Below are 20,189 nucleotides of genomic sequence, written 5' to 3'. Positions count from 1 at the left end.
CTTAGACGACTGGGATGGGGGTTCGGCAAAACCCGTCATCCCGACTACCACTTTTAATCAAACAGGCTTAAAACGGGGTCCCGACATGTTATCACCGGATACCAAAGTCAAGATACAGAATTTTGGACGCTTCCTGTCCAATATGGTCATGCCCAACATAGGCGCTTTCATCGCCTGGGGCTTTATTACCGCTCTCTTCATTCCCACCGGCTGGCTGCCAAGCGAAACCTTGGCCAAGCTGGTCGGCCCCATGATCACCTATCTGCTGCCGCTGCTGATTGGCTATACAGGCGGCAAGCTGATGGGCGGTGAACGGGGCGGCGTGGTCGGTGCCATCACCACCATGGGCGTGATCGTCGGTACCGACATCCCCATGTTCATGGGTGCCATGATGGTCGGTCCGCTGGGTGGCTGGGCCATCAAGCGCTTCGACAAAGTGATGGAAGGGCGCGTCAAGAGCGGCTTCGAGATGCTGGTCAACAACTTCTCCGCCGGTCTCATCGGCATGTTGCTGGCTATCCTCGCCTTCTTCGTGATCGGTCCCTTCGTCAAGGTGCTCTCCGGCGTACTGGCGGGTGGCGTCGGCTTCCTGGTGGAAAACCACATGCTGCCGCTCACCTCCATCTTCGTTGAACCGGCCAAGATCCTGTTCCTCAACAACGCCATCAACCACGGCATCTTCTCGCCGCTGGGGATCCAGCAGGCGACCGAACAGGGCCGATCCATCTTCTTCCTGATCGAAGCGAACCCGGGCCCGGGCATGGGCGTGCTGCTGGCCTACATGGTATTCGGCCGTGGCGCCGCCAAGCAGTCCGCGGCTGGCGCCTCCATCATTCACTTCTTCGGCGGCATCCACGAGATCTACTTCCCGTATGTGCTGATGAACCCGCGCCTCATTCTGGCGGTGATCGCCGGTGGCATGACAGGGGTCTTCACCCTGACTCTGTTCAACGCTGGTCTGGTCTCCCCTGCCTCACCGGGTTCCATCTTCGCCGTGCTCTTGATGACGCCGAAAGCCTCCCTGATCGGGGTTGCCCTCTCCATCATCAGCTCGACCCTGGTCTCCTTCCTGGTCGCCGCCGTGTTCGTTCGCGCCCAGCAGCCGGAAGCCGACGAGGCCGATGCCCTGGGTGAAGCCACCCGCAAGATGAAGGCCATGAAGGGCGGCAAGCCCGAAACCGCGGCGGCCAAGAAGCCGGGCGGCGAGCTGATGGCGGTGCGCAATATCGTGGTCGCCTGCGATGCGGGCATGGGATCCAGCGCCATGGGTGCCGGCATGCTGCGCAAGCGGGTGCAGGCCGCCGGGCTCGATATCAGCGTCACCAACCGCGCCATCGATCAGCTCGACGATCAGGTGGACTGGGTCATCACCCACAAGGATCTGACCGAGCGGGCCCGTCGCCATGCGCCGAACGCCCACCATATTTCCCTGACCAACTTCCTCGACAACGGCCTCTATCAGGAGCTGGTGCAGAACCTGACACTGGCGGCCAACGATGACGTCGCCAACCCGCAACTGCTGGTCGCGGCCAACGACGACAACTACGAACTTCAAGCGGCTGAAGTGTTCACCCTGAGCCGTCACGACGTGCATCTGGGGCTCAAGGCCGACAACAAGGAGGCCGCCATCCTGACCGCTGGCAGACTGCTGGCGGAACGGGGCTATGTGGCACCTGATTACGTCAACGCCATGCTGGAGCGCGAGCAGCTGGTCTCCACCTACCTCGGCGAGTCCATCGCCGTGCCCCACGGCACCATAGCCGCCAAGGAGTTTGTGAAGCGTACCGGCATCGTCATCTGCCAGTATCCGGCCGGTGTCGCCTTTGGCGAGGCGGCGGACGAGGTGGCACGACTGGTGATCGGCATCGCCGCCCGCAACGACGAACACATGCAGGTAATAACCCGCCTGACCAATGCACTGGATGAACCCGGTCTCATCGACCGGCTGGCCAGCACCACGGATCCCCAGGAATTTCTGGATCTGCTGGGTGCCGAACAGGCTGCGTAATCATCCTTCATCGTCTTTGGTTGTAGAGGTTAATATCATGAAAACATTGCATTTTGGTGCCGGTAATATCGGTCGTGGCTTCATCGGAAAACTGCTGGCCGACGCCAGCCATCAGGTCACCTTCGCCGACGTCAACGAGACCCTGATCGATCAGCTCAACCACCGCCAGGAGTACAAGGTGCACGTGGTGGGGGCGGATCAAAAGCTGGACGTAGTACGCAACGTAGCGGCGGTCAGCTCCGCCGGACACGAGGTGATAGCCCGTATCATCACCGCCGATCTGGTCACCACGGCGGTCGGCCCCAACATTCTGGACAAGATTGCCAGCACCCTGGCCAAGGGGCTGCAGGCCCGTTTCGATGCCGGCAACCTGAGCCCGCTCAACGTCATCGCCTGCGAGAACATGGTGCGCGGCACCAGCCACCTCAAGCAGGAGGTACTCAAGTACCTGCCGGTCGCGTATCATGCCACGCTCGAATCCTGCGTCGGCTTCGTCGACTCGGCGGTGGATCGCATAGTGCCGCCTGCCGCGGCCAACGACGATCCGCTGGAAGTGACGGTGGAGAGCTTCAGCGAGTGGATCGTCGACCAGACCCAGTTCAAGGGCGAACTGCCCCAGGTGGCGGGCATGGAGCCCACCGACAACCTGATGGCCTTCGTCGAGCGCAAGCTGTTCACCCTCAACACCGGCCATATCGTCACCGCTTACCTCGGCAAGTTGCGGGGCTACCGCACCATTCGTGAGGCGATCGAGGATCCGGTGATCCGCAGCAAGGTGCGCCGCACCATGGAGGAGAGCGGTGCCGTGCTGGTGAAACGCTACGGCTTCGACCCGCGCCTGCATGCCGCCTACATCGAAAAGATCCTCTCCCGCTTCGCCAACCCCTATCTGGTGGACGAGATTGACCGGGTCGGTCGTCAGCCGCTGCGCAAGCTGGCGGCGGGGGATCGGCTGGTGAAGCCGCTGCTCGGCACGCTGGAATACGGCCTGCCCAACGAGCAGTTGCAGGAGGGGATCGCCGCTGCGCTGCACTATCGCAATGCCGATGACCCGCAGGCGGTGGAGTTGCAAGCCCTGCTGGCGGAGTTGGGCCCGGCCAAAGCGCTGGCCCGCGTCACCGGACTGGATGAAGAGAGCGAGGTGGTTCGCGCCATCGTCGCCCGTTACGAAACCCTGTAATGACCCTGCTTGCGGCGCATTCAGCCACCACTGATAGCGTCCCAAGCGCTTGAATGGCAAGGGAATGTGCCCCATATGATAAAAACCGGGAGAGAGGCCCACTCTCTCCCTGTCAGCTGGACCCTATACACCTATGACCACACACCAGGAAGATGAAGTACTGGAACGACTGAACGAGCAGGATGGCCCCCGCGGCTTCTTTCTCGAAGCCGTGACCATCCTGGAAGAGGCGGTCGACTCCCTGATGCGACGCGCGTTCCGTCAGGAGGAGTATGCCGTCAAATACGCCATCGAACCCCTGCTCAACCAGAGCGGCCCCCTCGGCCAGCTGGAGGTGCGCCTCAAGCTCATCTTCGCCCTCGGTCTCATCTCCCTCGAGCGCTATCAGGATATCGAAGCCTATATCAAGATCCGCGACTTTCTGGTGCGCGACACCAAGGATTACCGTTTCAGCGACAAGCCGATCCGCGACCTGCTCGACCGCCTGCACGGGGTCAATCAGGGCGGCATGATGAAGCTCGAGCCCCCCGCCAGCGAAGAGGATTGGGCCTTCTACCAGATGCAACTCAACCGGCTCGATCAGGTGGTGCGCTCGGCCCTGGTGCTGGCGGTGGCCGACTGTGTCACCGACCTTCACAAAGAGAGCCCCATCTAATTCGACGGATAATGGCTACGTAGCGCCCCCCACTCCTCTGCGGCCACGCCCTTTCCGGCCCACCATGACGCCGACTGTCGCGCAGCTCCCCGCGGCACTTGCTCCCGACCTCTGCGGGTGTCAATCTGGCCATCTTCCCCGCTACACTTCCTCCAAGCTCATTACCTGAATCGAGGTCTGCATGACTGCTCTTTCCCTGGCCGGGATCGCCCTGGTCTCAGTGCTGGCCCAGTGGCTCGCCTGGTCGCTACGAGTACCGGCCATCCTGTTTTTGCTGCTCACCGGCTTGACCCTGGGCCCGGTCAGCGGCCTGCTCGACCCCGATGCCCTGCTCGGGGATCTGCTGTTCCCACTGGTTTCCCTGTCGGTGGCCATCATCTTGTTCGAGGGTGCCCTGACCCTGCATCTGACGGAACTCAAGGGGATCGGCAAGGTAGTGCGCAACCTCTGCTCCACTGGCATGCTGGTCAGCTTCGCCGTCATCGGCAGCGCCAGTTACTTCCTGCTAGGACTGGACTGGCGGGTCGCCATGCTGCTCGGCGCCGTGCTGGTGGTGACCGGCCCCACTGTGGTTGCGCCCATGCTCAACGTGATCCGTCCCACCCGGGAAGTGGACCGCATACTGCGCTGGGAAGGGATAGTCATAGACCCCATCGGTGCCCTGTTTGCGGTACTGGTGTTCGAGGCGGTGCGCCTCGGCAGTCAGGGCGATCTGCTCAGTCACACCCTGCTGGCGCTGGCAAGAACCGTCGGAGTCGGTACCCTGATCGGGGTTGGAGCCGGCTGGCTCACCACACTGCTGATCCGCAAGGACTGGCTGCCGGTCAGCCTGCACAAGTTCGGGGTATTGGCGCTGGTGCTGGTCACCTTCAGCCTCTCCAACTGGCTCAGTCACGAATCCGGCCTGCTGGCGGTGACCGTGTTCGGCATCTGGCTCGCCAATCAGGAGGGGCTGGATCTGGAGGAGGTACTGGCGTTCAAGGAAGATCTCGCCGTCATCCTCATATCCAGCCTGTTTATCCTGCTGGCGGCCCGCCTCGATCTGGCCCAGCTCTGGCAGCTCGGCCCCATGGTGCTGGCACTGCTGTGCGTGGTGCAGTTCGTGGCGCGCCCGCTCTGCATCCTGGTCTCGACCTGGGGCTCAGATCTCTCCTGGCAGGCCCGCGCCCTGCTGAGCTGGATAGCGCCGCGGGGCATAGTGGCGGCGGCGGTCAGTGCCTCCTTCGCCATCAGCCTGCATCAGGCCGATATTCCCGATGCGGACAAGCTGGTGCCCCTGGTGTTTGCGGTGATCATCTCCACTGTGGTGTTGCAGAGCCTCACCTCGGCGCCGCTGGCGGGCCTGCTAGGTATGCGTCAGAGCGCCCCCAACACCTGGCTCATCATAGGTGCCAACTCTGTGGCCAGGGCCATAGGCAAGGCGCTGGCGGATCAGGGAGTCCCTGTCTATCTTTCTGATCCTGCTTGGGAATTTTACAAGCAGGCACGCATGAGCAACCTGCCCTGCTATTTCGGCAACCCCCAGTCGGAACATGCCGAGCTGCATCTGCCGCTCACCAGCATAAGTACAGTGCTGGCGCTCTCCCCCAACCGTCACAACAACGCCCTCGGCGTACTGCACTTCGCCCACCTCTACGGTGAAGAGAAGGTCTACTCCCTGCGCTCCAGCGAACAGCACGGCAAGGCGAACCGGGAGAGTGCCACCTTCCGCGCCCGCCAGAACCTGTTCGGGCCCGATATCAACTACGCCCGCTTGAGCGGCCTGCTGAGCCGGGGCGGCCAGATCAAGGCGACTCGTCTGAGCGACACCTTCGACTGGGTGCAATATCAGGATGCCAACCCCGGAGCCATACCGCTGTTCGTACTGGATGCCAGGGCGCAGCCCCGCATCGTCACAGGTCCAGTCACGCCCCTGTCAGGAGAGTTGCTGATCGCCCTGCAACCGCCCAAGGAGACCGCCAGCTCATGAGTGAGACAGAGCACTGTCACAACCCGCTGCTCGCCCCCCTGCTGACACTGCTACAAGAGGCGGCGGCCAGCTACAAGGTGCACGAACTGCTGGCCGCCCTGCGCCAGCAAGGGGCCATTCCCACCCTGGCCGGGGATGAACAGCTGCAGCTGTTTCGGGTCAACTTTCTGATCATGAATGCCCTCTACCAGTTGCAGGCTGAGCTCTATGACGCTGGGTGGTGGCTGGTGATCAGCTCCCTGGATATCCGGCTAGAGCCCCTTACCGGGGCAACAGATACTCGCCAGAGGTTGGCCCTCGGCCAGTCTCTGCGCAACTACTACCTCGACTGGCAGGTGTTCTGGCAGACCGACCGGGAAGAAGTGGAGGCTCTGCTCAACCGCTTCTGGCGCACTTATGACGGCGCGGGACACAGGGCGGAAGCGCTGGCCCTGTTCGAGCTGACTGCCGATGCCAGCCAGGAGACAGTCCGCCGACGCTGGCGGGAGCTTGCCCTGCAACACCATCCGGATCGGGGTGGCGATGCAGAGACCTTCATCCGCATGCGCTGGGCCTGGGAGTGTCTGAACACGGCCAGATGAATCAGGCAGATTCAGCCACTAGACTTGAAGAGGCGCTATGAGTCACAGGAGGACGTCATGACAGTCAATGAACTTCGCCAGCTCTATCAGCAGCAAGCCTTCAAGGAAGCCGAAATACTGCAAGATGCCATACTGCCGGGCTGGATCGTGGAGTTCAGAGGGCAAGATGGCCGCTTGTACGAGATGACTGACACCCTGGGTTGCCCCCTTTCGTTCGGATCGGTCGAAGAGGCCCGCCAGCACATTCATCTGGTGGCAGACTGCCCCATCCAGGTCGAGCATCTCTATCGCTTCTTCGAACGCTGATAGAGACACATGATCAAAAAAAGGCTCCTCGTGGAGCCTTTTTCATTCTGGCTGCAGGGGGTCTGCCACCTTGCCCTCCAGTCGCCTGACCGGCTTTTGCAGGATCAGGTTGGCGGGATAGGTGACCAGATCGCCGTTGTCATCCCGTACCCGCACATAGAAGAGACCGATCTCGGTGATGACGCCGGTGACGGAATCATCCTTGTCGAGGATGCGGATCCGGTCGCCAATCTTGTAGGGAAAGGCGAAGAAGATGGTGATGCTGGCGGTGATGTTGGAGAGGATCGACCACTGGGCCACCATGGCCACCCCGAGCACGGCGAAGAAGGAGGAGGCGAGCACCACCAGCCGTGAAAAATCGAGCCCCCATACCCCGGCCAGGATCAGCAGGGTGGCGCAGCCAAGCAAAAAGTGGAACACGTGCTCCACATAGAGCACCCGGTTTTCACTCACTTGTCGGGTATGGGCCAGCGCCAGCAGGCTCTTGTGAATGAGGCTGCGGATCAGGGTGTGGCCCAGCAACAGCAGCAGGGTCACGCCAAAAGATTGCCAGGTTGTCATGATTGTTCCTTACCACCAGCGTCTGTGTTTGAGCCAGACCGCCAGCCCGGTGGCCAGCGCCACCAAGGATCCGCAGAAGACCCAGAATGCGGTCGGGCTCTCGGCCCCAGGAATACCGCCCAGGTTGATGCCAAACAGACCGGTCAGGAAACTGGCGGGCAAGAACAGCAGCGCCATCACCGACATCTGGTAGGCGCGGCGGTTGGTCGCCTCCGCCATCAGGTTGTTGATCTCGTCCGCCAGCACACCGGTGCGGGCCACGCCGGCATCGAGATCATCGAGCCAGCGGCGCAGACGGTCAGCGATGTCGAGCAGGCGGCGGCGGTCATCTTCGTCCAGCCAGCTGATCTTCTCGTTGGCCAGACGCGCCACCAGATCCCGCTGGGGGGAGAGGTAGCGGCGGATCATGATGAGTTGCTTGCGGATCCGCGCCAGTCGGCCGTTGGCGGGCAGGTCGCGGGCCAGCACATGCTCCTCCAGCTCCAGGATCTGATCGTGTAGCTCTTCCACAAACTCCCCCGCCCTGTCAGTCAGGGCATCACACACCTCCACCAGCCAGTCGGCCGGGGTATCGGCACCACCGCCCTGCGTCAGCTGGTTGAACACGTCCTGCTCGGAGAGCAGCGGACGACGACGGCTGCTGATGATGAGATCCGGCGTGATGAAGATACGCAGCGCCACCATCTCTTCCGGCCTGTGATCATTGTTGTGATTGATGCCGCGCAGGATCAGCAGCACAGTCTCTCCCATCCGCACCAGCTTGGGCCTGTTGCTCTGGCCGAGCAGGGACTCCTTGGCCGCCTCATTGAGCAAGGGGGTTTGCAGCAGCCAGCGGGCCGCCTCCGGATTGCCGTAATCCAGATGCAGCCAGCCGGGGCTCTGCCCCGGGATCTCGCTCCCCGCCGCCAGTGGCTGCATGCCACCCTTGCCATCCAGGGTCAGGGCATAAATCACATCACTGGGTACCCGATCCATCCGCTCGTCCTTTTCATTCAGTCTCATCGGGCCAGCTTACACTAAAGCCCGGCCTGACTCAGCCCCGGGGCAGCCGCTCCTCACCAGCCGTGCTAAGATGCGGTCCTCGTTTCAGACACAGGAAACCATGCCATGCCCATCTGGGTTGATGCCGATGCCTGCCCCCTCCCGGTCAAGGAGATCCTTTACCGCGCCGCCCACCGCGCCCAGGTCGTCACCACCCTGGTGGCCAATCAGGGACTGCGAGTTCCGCCCTCCCCCTACATCAAAACCCAGCAGGTAGAGAAGGGGTTCGATGTGGCAGATCATGTCATTGCCCAGCAAGTCATACCGGGGGATCTGGTGATCACCGGCGACATTCCCCTCGCCTCCTGGGTCATAGATGCCGGTGGCGAGGCGCTCAATCCCCGTGGCGAGATCTACACCCGCGAGACCATACAGGCCAGACTCGGCATGCGTAACTTCATGGAAGAGCTGCGCTCGGCCGGGGTGCAGACAGGCGGCCCGGCTCCCTTCAACGCCGCCGACAAGCAGCGCTTCGCCAACGCTCTCGACAAGTGGCTGCTCAAGGGCAAGCTGAGCTGATCCCGCCTCCCCGGCTTGCGGCCGGGGATATTCATGCCTATCCCCTTTTGCTTAATTTTTCCTTAAGTCTGACGCCCTAACCTTGCGGCTGTTCATCCCCCACCCGCAAGGAACCCGCAATGAAACTGACACCACTGCTGTTACTGCTCCCCCTGTTTAGCGCCACTGTACTGGCCGGCCCCCAGTGTACCCAGACCGACAAGACGCAATGGCTGAGCGAAGCGGAGGCCCAGCAGCAGATCAAGGCCATGGGCTACGACATCAAGAAGTTCAAGGTGACCAAGACCCACTGCTACGAGATCTACGGTTGGGACAAGGACAAGCGCAGGGTCGAGATCTACTTCGACCCGACCGACCTGAAGAAAGTGAAAGAAGAGATCGACCAGTAGCGCAACCATGGGCCGGTCCGTCGCCGGCCTCTTTGACGGAGTCTTGCCATGACAACCTCGTCTGAAGTGAAGGTCTGGGATCCCCTCATCAGAGGGTTTCACTGGGCGACCGTGATCCTCTGCCTGCTCAACTTCTTCGTACTGGAAGAGGGCAGCAGGAACCACAGGTATGTCGGCTATGGGTTGGCTGCCCTGCTGCTGATCCGGCTGCTGTGGGGTCTGGTGGGTTCTTACTATGCCCGTTTCGGCCAATGGTGGCCGACCCCTACCCGCGTCCGTGACTACCTGCGCCAGCTGGCCCGGGGTCGTCACCCCTACTATCTGGGTCACAACCCGCTCGGGGCCCTGATGATCTGGGTGCTATTGCTGTCACTGGTCGGCACCATAACCACCGGCTGGCTCACCAGCTGGGATGCATTCTGGGGGGAAGAGTGGATGGAAGAGGCCCATGAGGTCGTCGCCAATACCCTGCTGGCCATCATAGCCGTGCACGCCGCCGTGGTGATCCTGACCGACCTCCTCACCCGCAGCGATCTGCTGCGTGCCATGGTGGTAGGGAAAAAACGGGTGCCCGCCGATGCCAGAGTGGAAGATCCGCGCAGTTAATGACCGGGCCGGCCCACCGGCCCCGGTTTTTTGCTGCAATGGCCCGCGACACTGGTAAGATGCGCCGCCATTTCTCCACGCCGTAATCACCATGACCGCCCAAGGGCATCTGCTGTTTTCCGTTACCTGCACCCTGCTCGCCCACAAACTCCAGCTCACGCCAGCCCTGTCGGATGCCAGCCTGTGGCAGACCATACCGGCGGCGCTGGCCAGCGCCCTGCTGCCGGATCTCGACCACCCCAAGTCCGTGCTGGGGCAGCGGCTGCCCTGGATCTCGAAACCGCTCTCGCGACTGTTTGGTCATCGCGGCTTCACTCACAGCCTGCTGGCGGTCGCCGCAGCCGTGTGGGGGCTGGATCAAAGCCTGGCGCCCGACCTGCTGCCCGCCGGGATCAAGGATGCGCTCATTATCGGCTACCTCAGCCACCTGCTGGGGGACTGGCTCACGCCGGCGGGTATTCCGCTGTTCTGGCCCATCAAGCGCCGCTACCGGCTGCCAGGCTGGCCCCTCAAGAGTGGGGGAGCCATCGAAACCGGCTTTTGCACTCTCACCCTGCTGGCGGCCGGCTGGTGGTCAGGCTGGCAGCCGATGGGATGAACAGCGTCAAACCAGCGTTCAAAAATCCGCCACATCCGGTGCCGCATTCTGGTACAATGCGCGCCCTTAGCGCTGTGCGCACCCCGTATTCTCCGAAATAGAGTCCTTTTGTGAACAACACCGAATTTAGCAGCCTCAATCTCTCCCCCGCCCTGCAAGAGAACCTCACCAGCCTGGGTTATCTGCAGATGACCCCGATCCAGGCCCAGAGCCTGCCCCTGGTGCTCGACGGCAAAGACCTGATCGCCAAGGCAAAAACCGGCAGCGGCAAGACAGCGGCCTTCGCCCTCGGCCTGCTCGCCAAGCTCAACGTCAACCGCCTCGAAGTGCAGGCGCTGGTACTCTGCCCGACCCGCGAACTGGCGGATCAGGTGGCTCAGGAGATCCGTCGTCTGGCCCGCGCCCTGCCCAACGTCAAGCTGGTCACCCTGTGCGGCGGTACCCAGACTGCCCCCCAGTCTGCCACCCTGAGCTTTGGTGCCCACATCGCCGTCGGCACCCCGGGTCGCATTCTCAAACACCTGGAGCAGGGCACTCTCGAACTCTCCGGCCTCAAGACGCTGGTGCTGGACGAAGCGGATCGCATGCTGGACATGGGTTTTGGCGAAGAGATCAACCGGGTCATCAGCTATGCACCCGAGCAGCGCCAGACCCTGCTCTTCTCCGCCACCTATCCGGAGGGGATCGCCCAGATGAGCCGCGGTGTGCAGCGCAATCCGGTCGAGGTCAGCGTGGAGTCCCTGCACGAGGGGAGCGCCATCGAACAGAAGCTGTATGAAGTCCCGGCCGGTCAGCGCCTCGACGCCCTCACCTGGCTGCTGAGCCACTATCAACCGGCCTCCTGCGTGGTGTTCTGCAACACCAAGCGGGCCTGCAACGACGTGGCCGATCATCTGGCCGCCAAGGGCTTCTCGGCGCTGGCACTGAACGGCGATCTGGAACAGCGGGAGCGGGATCAGGTGCTGGTGCGCTTTGCCAACGGCAGCGCCACCATTCTGGTGGCCACCGACGTGGCCGCCCGTGGGCTCGACATCAAGGAGCTGGGCGCCGTCATCAACTACGAGCTGACCTATGATCCGGAAGTGCACGTGCACCGCATCGGTCGTACCGGTCGCGCCGGCCAGCAGGGTCTGGCCCTGAGCCTCTACCAGCCGAACGAGGCCCAGCGCGTCAACCTCATCGAAGAGTACCAGCAGGCCCCCATGCCGCAGGGCGATCTGGCCGAGATTGGTCGCGAGATCAAGCCGATTGCGCCGCAGATGGTGACCCTCTCCATCGATGCAGGCCGCAAGACCAAGGTGCGCGCCGGTGACATTCTGGGCGCCCTGACCGGTGAAGGCGGCATTGCCGGTGCCGATGTAGGCAAGATCCAGATCTCCGAACAGTACTCCTACGTGGCGGTAAAGCGCAGCGTAGGAAGCGCCGCCCTCAAGCGGTTGCAGGAAGGCAAGATCAAGGGCCGTACCTACCGCGCCCGCAAACTGGGTTAACGACGCAGCTTGGCAGCTCATCTGCCGGGCTCAATCTTGACCACGACTCGGGCGCCTTTGCAGGCGCCTGTTTTTTATCGAACATGTGCCATTCCCATGGCATGGACAACACAGATGAACAGAGAACCCCAAGCCGAAGTCAGCTGTCAGAATTGCGAAGCCTGCTGCTGCCGCCTCGAAGTCATGCTGTTTACCGATACCGGCGTACCGGACCGCTACGTGGACGAGATAGAGGGACAGGTGCCCGTGATGCACCGGCTGGAAGATGGTTGGTGTGCGGCGCTCGATCGCAATACCATGATGTGCCGTATCTACGAAGTTCGCCCGCTTATCTGCCGCGAATTCGAGATGGGCGAGCCCGACTGCGTCGACGAACGGGATAAATGGTTTATCAATCTGAGTTGACCAAGGGATAGCAAGCGGCGCAGGATCGCACTCTCAACGATGTGCCGCTTCTACGAAGTTCGCCCGCTTATCTGCCGCGAATTCGAGATGGGCGAGCCCGACTGCGTCGACGAACGGGATAAATGGTTTATCAACCTGAGTTGATCAAGGGATAGCAAGCTGCGCTGGACCGCACTCTCAACGATGTGCCGCTTCTACGAAGTTCGCCCGCTTATCTGCCGTGAATTCGAGATGGGCGAGCCCGACTGCGTTGACGAGCGGGATAAATGGTTTATCAACCTGAGCTAGTCACGATACGAAGGTACTGACCTAAGCCGGTTTCGCGGCCAGTTGCTGCTTAAGCCAGTGAAGCGCCTCGTCGGTCTGCCCGAAGTAGCGAACCTCCTGAAACGGCAGGTCGTGGAATATCTGATCCGCCAGGTATTGCTTGAAGCTCCCCGCCAGCACCACAGCCAGAAAGGCGCAGCCGTTGGCGGCGCACCAGCCGAACTGGCGACGAAAACGGGCCAGTACCTCGGGCCCTGCTGCCTCAAATTCGGTTGCTACCTCGACAATTCCCCAGGGCGCATCACGCAACTGGGCGAACTGCTGGCTGAAGGCTGACTCATAGGCCATGGCCCCCATCAGATTGAAGGGACCACTCGGCTGACAGATCAGCACCTGTCCCTGCCGCTGCATCTTGAAATGACCGTGTGCTTGTAACGTCACGTCCGCCTCCTTCCATGGATTTTCACTGTGCCAGCACAGCCGGATGTTGCAACAAGGTAAGGATTTATCTACAAAAAGTCCATGCTACATCCAGCACCCTGACGCCGACAGCGCCACCTTTTGACTCCCCGAGCCTCACGCTGACGCTCTGTATCACTCCCAGAGTGAGCCCATCATGTTCTGTTGCAGTTAACAAAACGTTGCTGTTATCATCCGCGCCGCCACAAACATTCCACCAGCAGAAACGTTGGTCATTAGCGCAAGGATCAGAGATGAAAAACAGGGCCTCGAGCCATTACCAGCGGATCTGGCGCTGGCACTTCTACGCCGGCCTCTTCGTCGCCCCCTTCCTGATCCTGCTCTCACTGACAGGGATCGTTTATCTGTTCAAACCCCAGCTCGACAATTTGCTCTATCCCGAGCTGATGAAGGTACCCCCCGCCGCCCACATCCTGAGCGCCGATCAACTGCCGGGCAAGCCCCTTGGCGCCGATGCCCTGTGGGCCAAGGCACGGGCCACCATGCCGGACGCCAACCTGAGCAAATACCTGCCACCGGCCGCACCGGATCTGAGCGCCCAGTTTATCGTCACGCAACAAGGCAATGAACTCACCCTGTTTATGGATCCTGTCAGCGGCACCCTGCTAGGCACCATGGACAACAAGTGGAACTTGCAGGCGGTGGCTCGCGCCCTGCATGCCGATCTGCTGCTCGGCACCACAGGGGATCGGCTGATCGAGCTGGCCGCCGGCTGGGGCATAGTGCTGCTTGTCAGCGGCCTCTATCTCTGGTGGCCGCGCAAGGGCCCGGGTGTCGGCGGTATCCTGTGGCCACGACTGAACCAGCGAGGACGCCTCTGGTGGCGCGATCTGCACGCCGTGGTCGGCTTCTGGGGCGCGGGCTTCCTGCTGTTGCTGCTGCTGAGCGGCATGACCTGGACCGGATTCTGGGGAGCTCAATTCGCCGACCTCTGGAATCGCTTCCCCGCCGCCATGTGGAACGAGGTCCCAAAATCCGCCCCTCTCGTCCGCAACCTCAACCATTCCCATGAACAGACAGTGCCCTGGGCGGTGGAGACAATGCCGATGCCGAGTTCACAGCCAGCAGCCAAGCGTCATGATCACAGCGCCATGCACCAGGGCGGCGAGCAGGATGACATTGTCATGGCCAGCCACCGCATCCCGCTGCAACAGGTGGTTGAGATCGCACAGGCACGCCAGGTCAGCCCGGGTTATAGCATCACACCACCGGTCGGTGAGAGCGGCGTCTACACCATAGCCCTGTTCGCCGACGATCCGCGCAACGATGCCACCTTGCATATCGATCAGTACAGCGGCAAGGTACTGGCCGACGTGCGCTGGCAGGATTACGGCCCGGTCGCCAAGACGGTGGAAACCGGCGTCATGTTGCACATGGGCAAACTCTATGGCTGGCCCCATCAGCTCGCCATGCTGGTCATCTGCCTGATGGTGCTGCTGAGCTCGGTGAGCGGCCTCTGGATCTGGTGGAGCCGCCGCCCGCAGGGGCGTCTCGCCGCCCCGCCGCTGCCTGCCAAATTGCCCCCTATGCGCGGTGCCATCGCCCTGCTGATCCTGCTCGGTATCGCCTTCCCGCTGGTGGGCGCTTCCATGCTGGTCATCTGGCTGCTGGACAGCCTCTTCTTCTCCCGCCGGGCCCCCAGATTGGCCCAAGCCAGCTGAGTGTCACTCACCCGAACGATGGGGTGACAACGCCATATGCAGGCAGGGCTCCTTCTTGGAGCCCTGCTTGTTTCATCCCTGTCCTACTTGCTCCCCTCGACCAGCTGGAGGATCTTTCTGGCCTTCTCGAAATGGTCGAGTCTGTGAGTCTGGATCCACCAGGTCGCCGCCTCCATCAGCAAGTCGGGGTCGTCATTTCTGTTGGCGAAAAACGCATAAAAAGAGAGCCCGACCGTCTCCCCCTTCTGCGCTATTTTCTGGCGGCAAACCTGGATGATTTTCTGTTTGAGTGACTCGCGCATAAGGCGTTCTCCTGTCTGACTGGTAACGTGCCAACGAGTCGCGTCAGCACACAAAAAGGGCTCCCGCATCGGAAGCCCTTTTCACATAAAAAACAAGCAAGCATCCCATCAGGAGAGCGCCAACCCGATGGAGAGCAGCAGGCTGAACAGGAAGGCGCTGATGGCGGTCTTCTTGAGGGCACCGGTCAGCACCTCGCCATCGTAGCTTTCACGCAGGGTGCGCGCAGCATCGGTGAGGGGCTTCATGGCAGGCAGGAAGATCCAGGGCCAGAAACTGGCGGGCTGGGTCAGCAGGAAGGCGATGGTGCTGACCAGCGCCGCCCCCAGCAACAGCCAGTGGTAGGCGATGGCACGGTTGCGACCCAGCCGCACCGCCAGGGTGATCTTGCCGCTGACCGCATCCGTCTCTATATCCCGCACATTGTTGATGTTGAGCACGGCGGTCGCCAGCAGGCCGCAGGCAGTGGCCGGCAGCAGCAGATCCCACGCCAGTGTCTTGGTAAACAGATAGTAGGAGCCGAGTACCCCCAGCAGACCGAAGAAGAGGAACACCGAGATATCCCCGAACCCGCGATAGCCGTAAGGGGTCTTGCCCACCGTGTAGGTGATGGCCGCGACTATGGCTGCGCCACCCAGCACCACGAAAGTGAGGATCTGCAGCCACTGATCGCCAAAGGCGCAACCCAGCAGAGAGAGGCCGCTCACCACGGCAGCCAGGGCGGTCAGCCCCATAGCCACGCACATCTGCTTTTGGGTGATGAGACCCGAGACCACGGCGCGCTGAGGACCGATCCGCTCGCCATTGTCCGCACCGGATACCGCATCCCCGTAATCGTTGGCCAGATTGGAGAGGATCTGCAGCAGTATGGCGGTCAGCAGGGAGAGTGCCATTATGGTGCCATCGAAGGCCCCACGACTGGCCGCCAGCCCCGAGCCCAGCAAAATGGAGGAGCACGCGAGCGGCAAGGTTCGCAAACGCGCCGCCAGCAACCAGATAGAGAAGGTATTTGTCATATTGTGATGGCCAAACAATCAGATATTGATCGTGTTAAGGGTTATCGAACTGGATTTCGGTATACTTGGCGCCTCGGGAGGTAAGCTCCCCGGGCGATTTACATGGACGAATGGGCAGATAATATATAGGAATAATCGCTCCTTTGGCATAAACCAACGGCATCCTTCTGCAGGATTGACCGTCACTATCGGCTCATAGACGAAATCCATGTTGGCTCAGACCCATATCAAGCAACAACTGGACGCCCTGCGTCACAGCAACGCCAGCGGCTTCGTCCGGCTGCGCGTGGCGATCGAGGTAGGCTCCTTTCTGGGCTGGCTCGCGGCGCAGACTCTCTATCCCCGCATCTATTGGCATGCCAGAGGGCACGACAAGCCCGAGTATGTGGCGCTGGGCTGCATTCGCGAACTGACCCGTCCACAAGACATACAACAGGTCTGTGAGCACGCCAACCAGCTCCACGATGACAGCCCGCGCTACTACGGCGGGCTGGCGTTCGATCCCGCCCAGCCCGGCTGGCAGGGATTCGGCCCCTGCCGTTTCGTGCTGCCCCGTATCGAGCTGGTGCGCCGGGGCGAGTGTGTCAGCCTCTGCCTCAATCTCTGGCTACCGGAGCAGCAAGCAGTGGCCGAGTTCGATGCCGAAATGCTGGCCGCCGAAGCAGCGCTTGATGCCCTGCTGCCGGAAGCGCCGCTTTCCCCCTTGCTGCGGCGCGACTGGCAACGCCAGGATTGCCCTGCCCAGCCGCACTGGCAGCAACTGGTGGAACGGGTCACAGCCCCCGATTTTCAGGCGCACACCCCCAAGGTAGTGCTGTCACGGGAAAGCCGTCTTACCCTGGATGACGCAAGGACCGATGCCACACATAATGCCGGCAATGCCGTCTCCCCCTGGGCCCTGCTGGCACAGTGGGCACAGCATGCCCAGGACTGCTTCCACTTCGGCTTTCAGTTTTCCCCCGAGCAGAGCTTTATCGCCTGCTCCCCCGAGCGGCTCTACCGCCGGGAACAGGATCATCTCTTCACCGAGGCGCTGGCAGGCACCATACGCCGCTCCGGCGATGAGGCGACCGATGCAGCCCTGGCCGCGGAGCTGCTGGCCGACAGCAAGAACCGGCTGGAGAACAGGCTGGTGCATGCCGACATACTCAGTCGACTGGCCCCGCTCACTACGGGCGCCAGCCTGACCGAGCCGCGCATTCTGAAACTGCGGCTGTTGCAACACCTCAAGTGCGACATAGAGGCCGAACTCAAGCCTGGTGTGTGTGACTGGCAACTGCTGGACGCCCTGCACCCCACCCCCGCAGTGGGCGGCGCCCCGCGCGAAGCCGCTCTGGCCTTCATCCGCGAGTTCGAGCCCCATGATCGCGGCTGGTATGCCGGTGCCTGCGGCATGCTGAGCCGGGAGACCTCGGAGTTCTCCGTCGCCATCCGCAGCGCCCGCGTCACGGCGCAGACCATCACACTCTATGCCGGGGCTGGCATAGTGGCGGGATCCGAGCCCGCCGCCGAGTGGGCCGAACTCGACAACAAGATCGCCAATGTGCTCTCCCTGCTGGGATAGCGTTTTCTCATCGACCCCTCATTCAGCGAGAGCCTCATGTTTGCCAGTCAACATGCCACCTTCAATCACGTCTGGTCTTCCCTCTTGCTGGAAGAGCTCTATCGCCTCGGCGTGCGAGACATAGCGCTGGCCTCGGGCTCACGTTCGGCACCGCTCACCATGGCCGCAGCCGCCCATGCCGGCTTTCGCCGCCACCTCCATTTTGACGAGCGGGGCCTGGGGTTTATGGCGCTGGGGCTGGCCAAGGGCAGCGGTCGACCGGTGGCGGTGATCATGACCTCGGGCACAGCGGTCGCCAACCTTTGGCCCGCCGTGGCAGAGGCGCAACTCACAGGCGTGCCGCTGATTATCCTCTCGGCCGATCGTCCGCCCGAGCTTATCGACAACGGCGCCAACCAGGCGATCGATCAGCAGGGGATCTTCGGTCGCTACCCCGTCTATCAGCAGAACCTGCCGAGCCCCACCCCGACCATACCCGCGGCCTTCGTGCTGAGCTCGGTGGATCAGGCGCTGGCCCAGCAGGCTCTGACGCCGGGGCCGGTGCACTTCAACTGCATGTACCCCGAGCCCCTCTATCCCGGTGATGAGTACCTGGATTTTTCCGGCTATCTAGCCCCCCTCGGCGACTGGCTCCATTCAAACGAGCCCTGGAGCCCCTGGCAGCAGAATGAACAGATCTGTCCCCGCCAGCCCGATTGGGCGGCCTTGCAGGGCAAACGCGGCATCATAGTCGCGGGACGCATTCAGGATCCCGCCCAGGCGCAGGTGGTGGCCGAGCTGGCCGAGCGCCTCGGCTGGCCGCTGCTGGCGGACCTGCAGAGCCAGATCCGCTTCGATGCCCGCAACCTCATCCACATGGATCTTGCCCTGCAAAACAGCTGTTTCGTGGCCGAGCTGGCCCGCGCCGAAGTGTTGCTGCAATTCGGTGCCCGCCTCATCTCCAAGCGGCTCGGCCAGTTCATCAAGCAACATCCCTGGCAGGATTACTGGCTGGTGGACCCACAGCCGGCGCGGCTCGATCCCGATTACCGGCTGCGCCGCCGTCTGGTATGCGAGCACGCCGTCTTCGCCGCGACCCACAAAGTGAGCACTCGCCACCTGCCCTGGCACCGGCTGGCGGAGCGCCAGCAGAGCGCCACCCGCCAGATCCGCAGCGCTTGCGATCGCTTCTCCGAGCTCGGTGTCTGTCATCGGCTGGGCAACCTGATTCAAGGCCAGTTGTTTGTCGGCAACAGCATGCCGGCCCGGCTGATGGACATGCTCGGCGAAGCGGGCAAGGGGCCGAGCCGGGTGATGACCAACCGCGGCGCCTCCGGCATCGATGGCCTCATCGCCACCGCCTATGGTTTTGCCCAGTCGAGCGACCAGCCAACAACCCTGTTGATTGGCGATCTCAGTGCCCTGCACGATCTCAACAGTCTGGCCCTGCTCGGCAAATCGAGCCGGCCACTGGTGGTGATCCTGCTCAACAACGACGGTGGCAGCATCTTTCGCATGTTGCCGGTGCCCACCGGCGATCGGCTGCTGGAGACCTACTACTGCCTGCCCCACGGCCTGCACTTCGAGCACGCCGCCGCCATGTTCGGCCTCCATTATCGGGCGCCAACCACGCTGGCTGAATTCGAGCTGGCCTACACAGCAGCCCTGAAAAAACCGGCGCTGGAAAAGAAAGTAACCCTGATTGAAATCAAGGTACCGAGCAGCGAAGTCGCCGAGGATCTCAAGGCACTGGGGGCGGCTATTCGTGGCCTCTAACCCGAACAGCCAGGAACTGCCTCTGGTACTGCTGCACGGTCTGCTCGGCGATGGCCGCGACTGGCAGCCAGTGATCGAAGCCTTGCCTGGAATAGATTGCCACGCGCTGGATCTGCCGGGCCACGGCAGCCATCAAGGGGTGAGTGTGACCGGCTTCGAGCAGGCTAATCAGTGGCTCTGCGATGAGCTAAAAGCACTCGGCATCGAGCAGTACCGACTGGCCGGCTATTCGCTGGGCGGGCGGCTCGCCCTCTATCATGCCAGCCAATCCCCTGCCGGATTGCAGGCACTGCTGCTGGAAAATTGCCATACCGGCCTGCCGCTGGCCGAGCGGGCCGCTCGCATCGAACACGACGAGTGCTGGGCCCGGCGCTTTGAGCGCGAACCGCTGACAGAAGTGCTGGCCGACTGGTATCAGCAGGGAGTCTTTGCCGATCTCGACGAGGCCGCTCGCGCCCGCCAGATAGCCGGACGCCTTGGCAATCAGGGCCCGGCCGTCGCGACCATGCTGCGCGCCACCTCGCTGGGCCAGCAGCCAGACCTCGCGCCCTGGCTCGTCAGCACCCGGTTGCCGGTGACCTGGCTCTCCGGCAGCCGGGATCACAAATTCCATCAGCTGGCTTGCCAGTTGGTAAAGCAGGGCTGCAATATCAATCACTTGACCCTGGATGGCGGCCACAATCTGCACGCCAGCCAGCCCGAGCGCTTTGCCTCGTGCCTGCGCGACTGGATTGCGAGTACGCCATAAAACGGCATGACACCCTTTACCCGAGCCGGCGTCGCGGGCTTATCACCAACAAGAAAAAGAGAGTGCACATGATTGATGCAATGACGGAAG

The 20,189-nt window shown here is 62.2% G+C and carries 21 protein-coding genes and 1 pseudogene; 17 read left to right on the top strand and 5 right to left on the bottom strand.

Annotation, left to right across the window (positions count from 1 at the left end; translation table 11 throughout):
• Window positions 1-85: 85 nt before the first annotated feature.
• The 6 genes from AACX78_RS02425 to AACX78_RS02400 all read left to right on the top strand — a co-directional run bounded on the left by AACX78_RS02425 (window position 86) and on the right by AACX78_RS02400 (window position 6,699).
• Window positions 86-2,008, top strand: coding sequence for a PTS mannitol transporter subunit IICBA (locus AACX78_RS02425; RefSeq protein ID WP_059111577.1), 1,923 nt, complete (start codon window positions 86-88; stop codon window positions 2,006-2,008).
• A 37-nt stretch (window positions 2,009-2,045) separates the two neighbouring features.
• Entirely contained in the window at window positions 2,046-3,188 is a 1,143-nt protein-coding gene (locus AACX78_RS02420) for a mannitol-1-phosphate 5-dehydrogenase (RefSeq protein WP_201302761.1), read from the top strand.
• A gap of 133 nt (window positions 3,189-3,321) precedes the next feature.
• On the top strand, window positions 3,322-3,843 hold the full coding sequence (locus AACX78_RS02415) for an MltR family transcriptional regulator (protein ID WP_159165285.1): 522 nt from the start codon (window positions 3,322-3,324) through the stop codon (window positions 3,841-3,843).
• A 181-nt stretch (window positions 3,844-4,024) separates the two neighbouring features.
• Window positions 4,025-5,812 carry a cation:proton antiporter gene (locus tag AACX78_RS02410; RefSeq protein ID WP_159165284.1) on the top strand — a complete coding sequence of 596 codons (1,788 nt, stop codon included), beginning with the start codon at window positions 4,025-4,027 and terminating at the stop codon, window positions 5,810-5,812.
• On the top strand, window positions 5,809-6,393 hold the full coding sequence (locus AACX78_RS02405) for a DNA-J related domain-containing protein (RefSeq protein ID WP_159165283.1): 585 nt from the start codon (window positions 5,809-5,811) through the stop codon (window positions 6,391-6,393). The genes AACX78_RS02410 and AACX78_RS02405 overlap by 4 nt, the downstream gene beginning before the upstream one ends.
• 57 nt (window positions 6,394-6,450) lie before the next feature.
• Window positions 6,451-6,699, top strand: coding sequence for a hypothetical protein (locus tag AACX78_RS02400; protein ID WP_159165282.1), 249 nt, complete (start codon window positions 6,451-6,453; stop codon window positions 6,697-6,699).
• 42 nt (window positions 6,700-6,741) lie between these two features.
• Here the strand turns inward: AACX78_RS02400 and AACX78_RS02395 are convergent, their stop codons facing one another.
• A complete protein-coding gene (locus tag AACX78_RS02395) occupies window positions 6,742-7,260 on the bottom strand; it encodes a mechanosensitive ion channel domain-containing protein (RefSeq protein WP_017412795.1) in 519 nt (172 codons plus the stop codon).
• Between the two features lie 9 nt (window positions 7,261-7,269).
• A complete protein-coding gene (gene zntB / locus AACX78_RS02390) occupies window positions 7,270-8,262 on the bottom strand; it encodes a zinc transporter ZntB (RefSeq protein WP_201302760.1) in 993 nt (330 codons plus the stop codon).
• A 105-nt stretch (window positions 8,263-8,367) separates the two neighbouring features.
• On the opposite strand from zntB, the gene AACX78_RS02385 reads away from it, so the two are divergent.
• The 7 genes and pseudogenes from AACX78_RS02385 to AACX78_RS02350 form a co-directional block, all read left to right on the top strand.
• Window positions 8,368-8,820, top strand: coding sequence for a YaiI/YqxD family protein (locus AACX78_RS02385; RefSeq protein WP_005315979.1), 453 nt, complete (start codon window positions 8,368-8,370; stop codon window positions 8,818-8,820).
• A gap of 119 nt (window positions 8,821-8,939) precedes the next feature.
• On the top strand, window positions 8,940-9,209 hold the full coding sequence (locus AACX78_RS02380; protein ID WP_159165281.1) for a PepSY domain-containing protein: 270 nt from the start codon (window positions 8,940-8,942) through the stop codon (window positions 9,207-9,209).
• Between the two features lie 48 nt (window positions 9,210-9,257).
• Window positions 9,258-9,815: a cytochrome b/b6 domain-containing protein gene (locus AACX78_RS02375; protein ID WP_159165280.1), complete on the top strand. Its 558-nt coding sequence runs from the start codon at window positions 9,258-9,260 to the stop codon at window positions 9,813-9,815.
• 91 nt (window positions 9,816-9,906) lie between these two features.
• Window positions 9,907-10,413, top strand: a complete 507-nt coding sequence (locus tag AACX78_RS02370) for a metal-dependent hydrolase (protein WP_021140117.1) — start codon at window positions 9,907-9,909, stop codon at window positions 10,411-10,413.
• Between the two features lie 110 nt (window positions 10,414-10,523).
• Entirely contained in the window at window positions 10,524-11,903 is a 1,380-nt protein-coding gene (gene dbpA, locus AACX78_RS02365; protein WP_021140116.1) for an ATP-dependent RNA helicase DbpA, read from the top strand.
• A gap of 114 nt (window positions 11,904-12,017) precedes the next feature.
• Complete coding sequence (locus tag AACX78_RS02360) at window positions 12,018-12,308, top strand: YkgJ family cysteine cluster protein (protein ID WP_005315990.1); 291 nt, start codon at window positions 12,018-12,020, stop codon at window positions 12,306-12,308.
• Between the two features lie 183 nt (window positions 12,309-12,491).
• Window positions 12,492-12,596, top strand: a pseudogene (locus AACX78_RS02350) (YkgJ family cysteine cluster protein); the annotation flags it as partial.
• 21 nt (window positions 12,597-12,617) lie between these two features.
• Here AACX78_RS02350 and AACX78_RS02345 read toward each other — a convergent pair.
• Window positions 12,618-12,986 carry a hypothetical protein gene (locus tag AACX78_RS02345; protein WP_249217753.1) on the bottom strand — a complete coding sequence of 123 codons (369 nt, stop codon included), beginning with the start codon at window positions 12,984-12,986 and terminating at the stop codon, window positions 12,618-12,620.
• A 302-nt stretch (window positions 12,987-13,288) separates the two neighbouring features.
• On the opposite strand from AACX78_RS02345, the gene AACX78_RS02340 reads away from it, so the two are divergent.
• The gene (locus AACX78_RS02340) at window positions 13,289-14,716 is read left to right on the top strand and encodes a PepSY-associated TM helix domain-containing protein (RefSeq protein WP_021140114.1); all 1,428 of its coding nucleotides are present in this window, start codon (window positions 13,289-13,291) and stop codon (window positions 14,714-14,716) included.
• 83 nt (window positions 14,717-14,799) lie between these two features.
• Here AACX78_RS02340 and AACX78_RS02335 read toward each other — a convergent pair whose 3' ends face one another.
• A complete protein-coding gene (locus tag AACX78_RS02335; RefSeq protein WP_005315999.1) occupies window positions 14,800-15,018 on the bottom strand; it encodes a DUF6500 family protein in 219 nt (72 codons plus the stop codon).
• A 108-nt stretch (window positions 15,019-15,126) separates the two neighbouring features.
• Complete coding sequence (locus AACX78_RS02330) at window positions 15,127-16,032, bottom strand: 1,4-dihydroxy-2-naphthoate polyprenyltransferase (protein WP_058394859.1); 906 nt, start codon at window positions 16,030-16,032, stop codon at window positions 15,127-15,129.
• Between the two features lie 208 nt (window positions 16,033-16,240).
• On the opposite strand from AACX78_RS02330, the gene AACX78_RS02325 reads away from it, so the two are divergent.
• Genes AACX78_RS02325 through menH form a run of 3 tightly spaced genes read left to right on the top strand, consistent with a single transcriptional unit; the run spans window position 16,241 to window position 20,099 of the window.
• Window positions 16,241-17,596: an isochorismate synthase gene (locus tag AACX78_RS02325; RefSeq protein ID WP_159165279.1), complete on the top strand. Its 1,356-nt coding sequence runs from the start codon at window positions 16,241-16,243 to the stop codon at window positions 17,594-17,596.
• Between the two features lie 36 nt (window positions 17,597-17,632).
• Complete coding sequence (gene menD, locus AACX78_RS02320; protein WP_159165278.1) at window positions 17,633-19,351, top strand: 2-succinyl-5-enolpyruvyl-6-hydroxy-3-cyclohexene-1-carboxylic-acid synthase; 1,719 nt, start codon at window positions 17,633-17,635, stop codon at window positions 19,349-19,351.
• Window positions 19,341-20,099, top strand: coding sequence for a 2-succinyl-6-hydroxy-2,4-cyclohexadiene-1-carboxylate synthase (menH, locus tag AACX78_RS02315; RefSeq protein WP_159165277.1), 759 nt, complete (start codon window positions 19,341-19,343; stop codon window positions 20,097-20,099). The genes menD and menH overlap by 11 nt, the downstream gene beginning before the upstream one ends.
• Window positions 20,100-20,189 lie beyond the last annotated feature (90 nt).

The organism is Aeromonas sp. 9A, from assembly GCF_963900955.1.
Lineage (GTDB): Bacteria > Pseudomonadota > Gammaproteobacteria > Enterobacterales > Aeromonadaceae > Aeromonas > Aeromonas salmonicida.
This window is presented reverse-complemented; position numbering and strand designations above follow the sequence as displayed.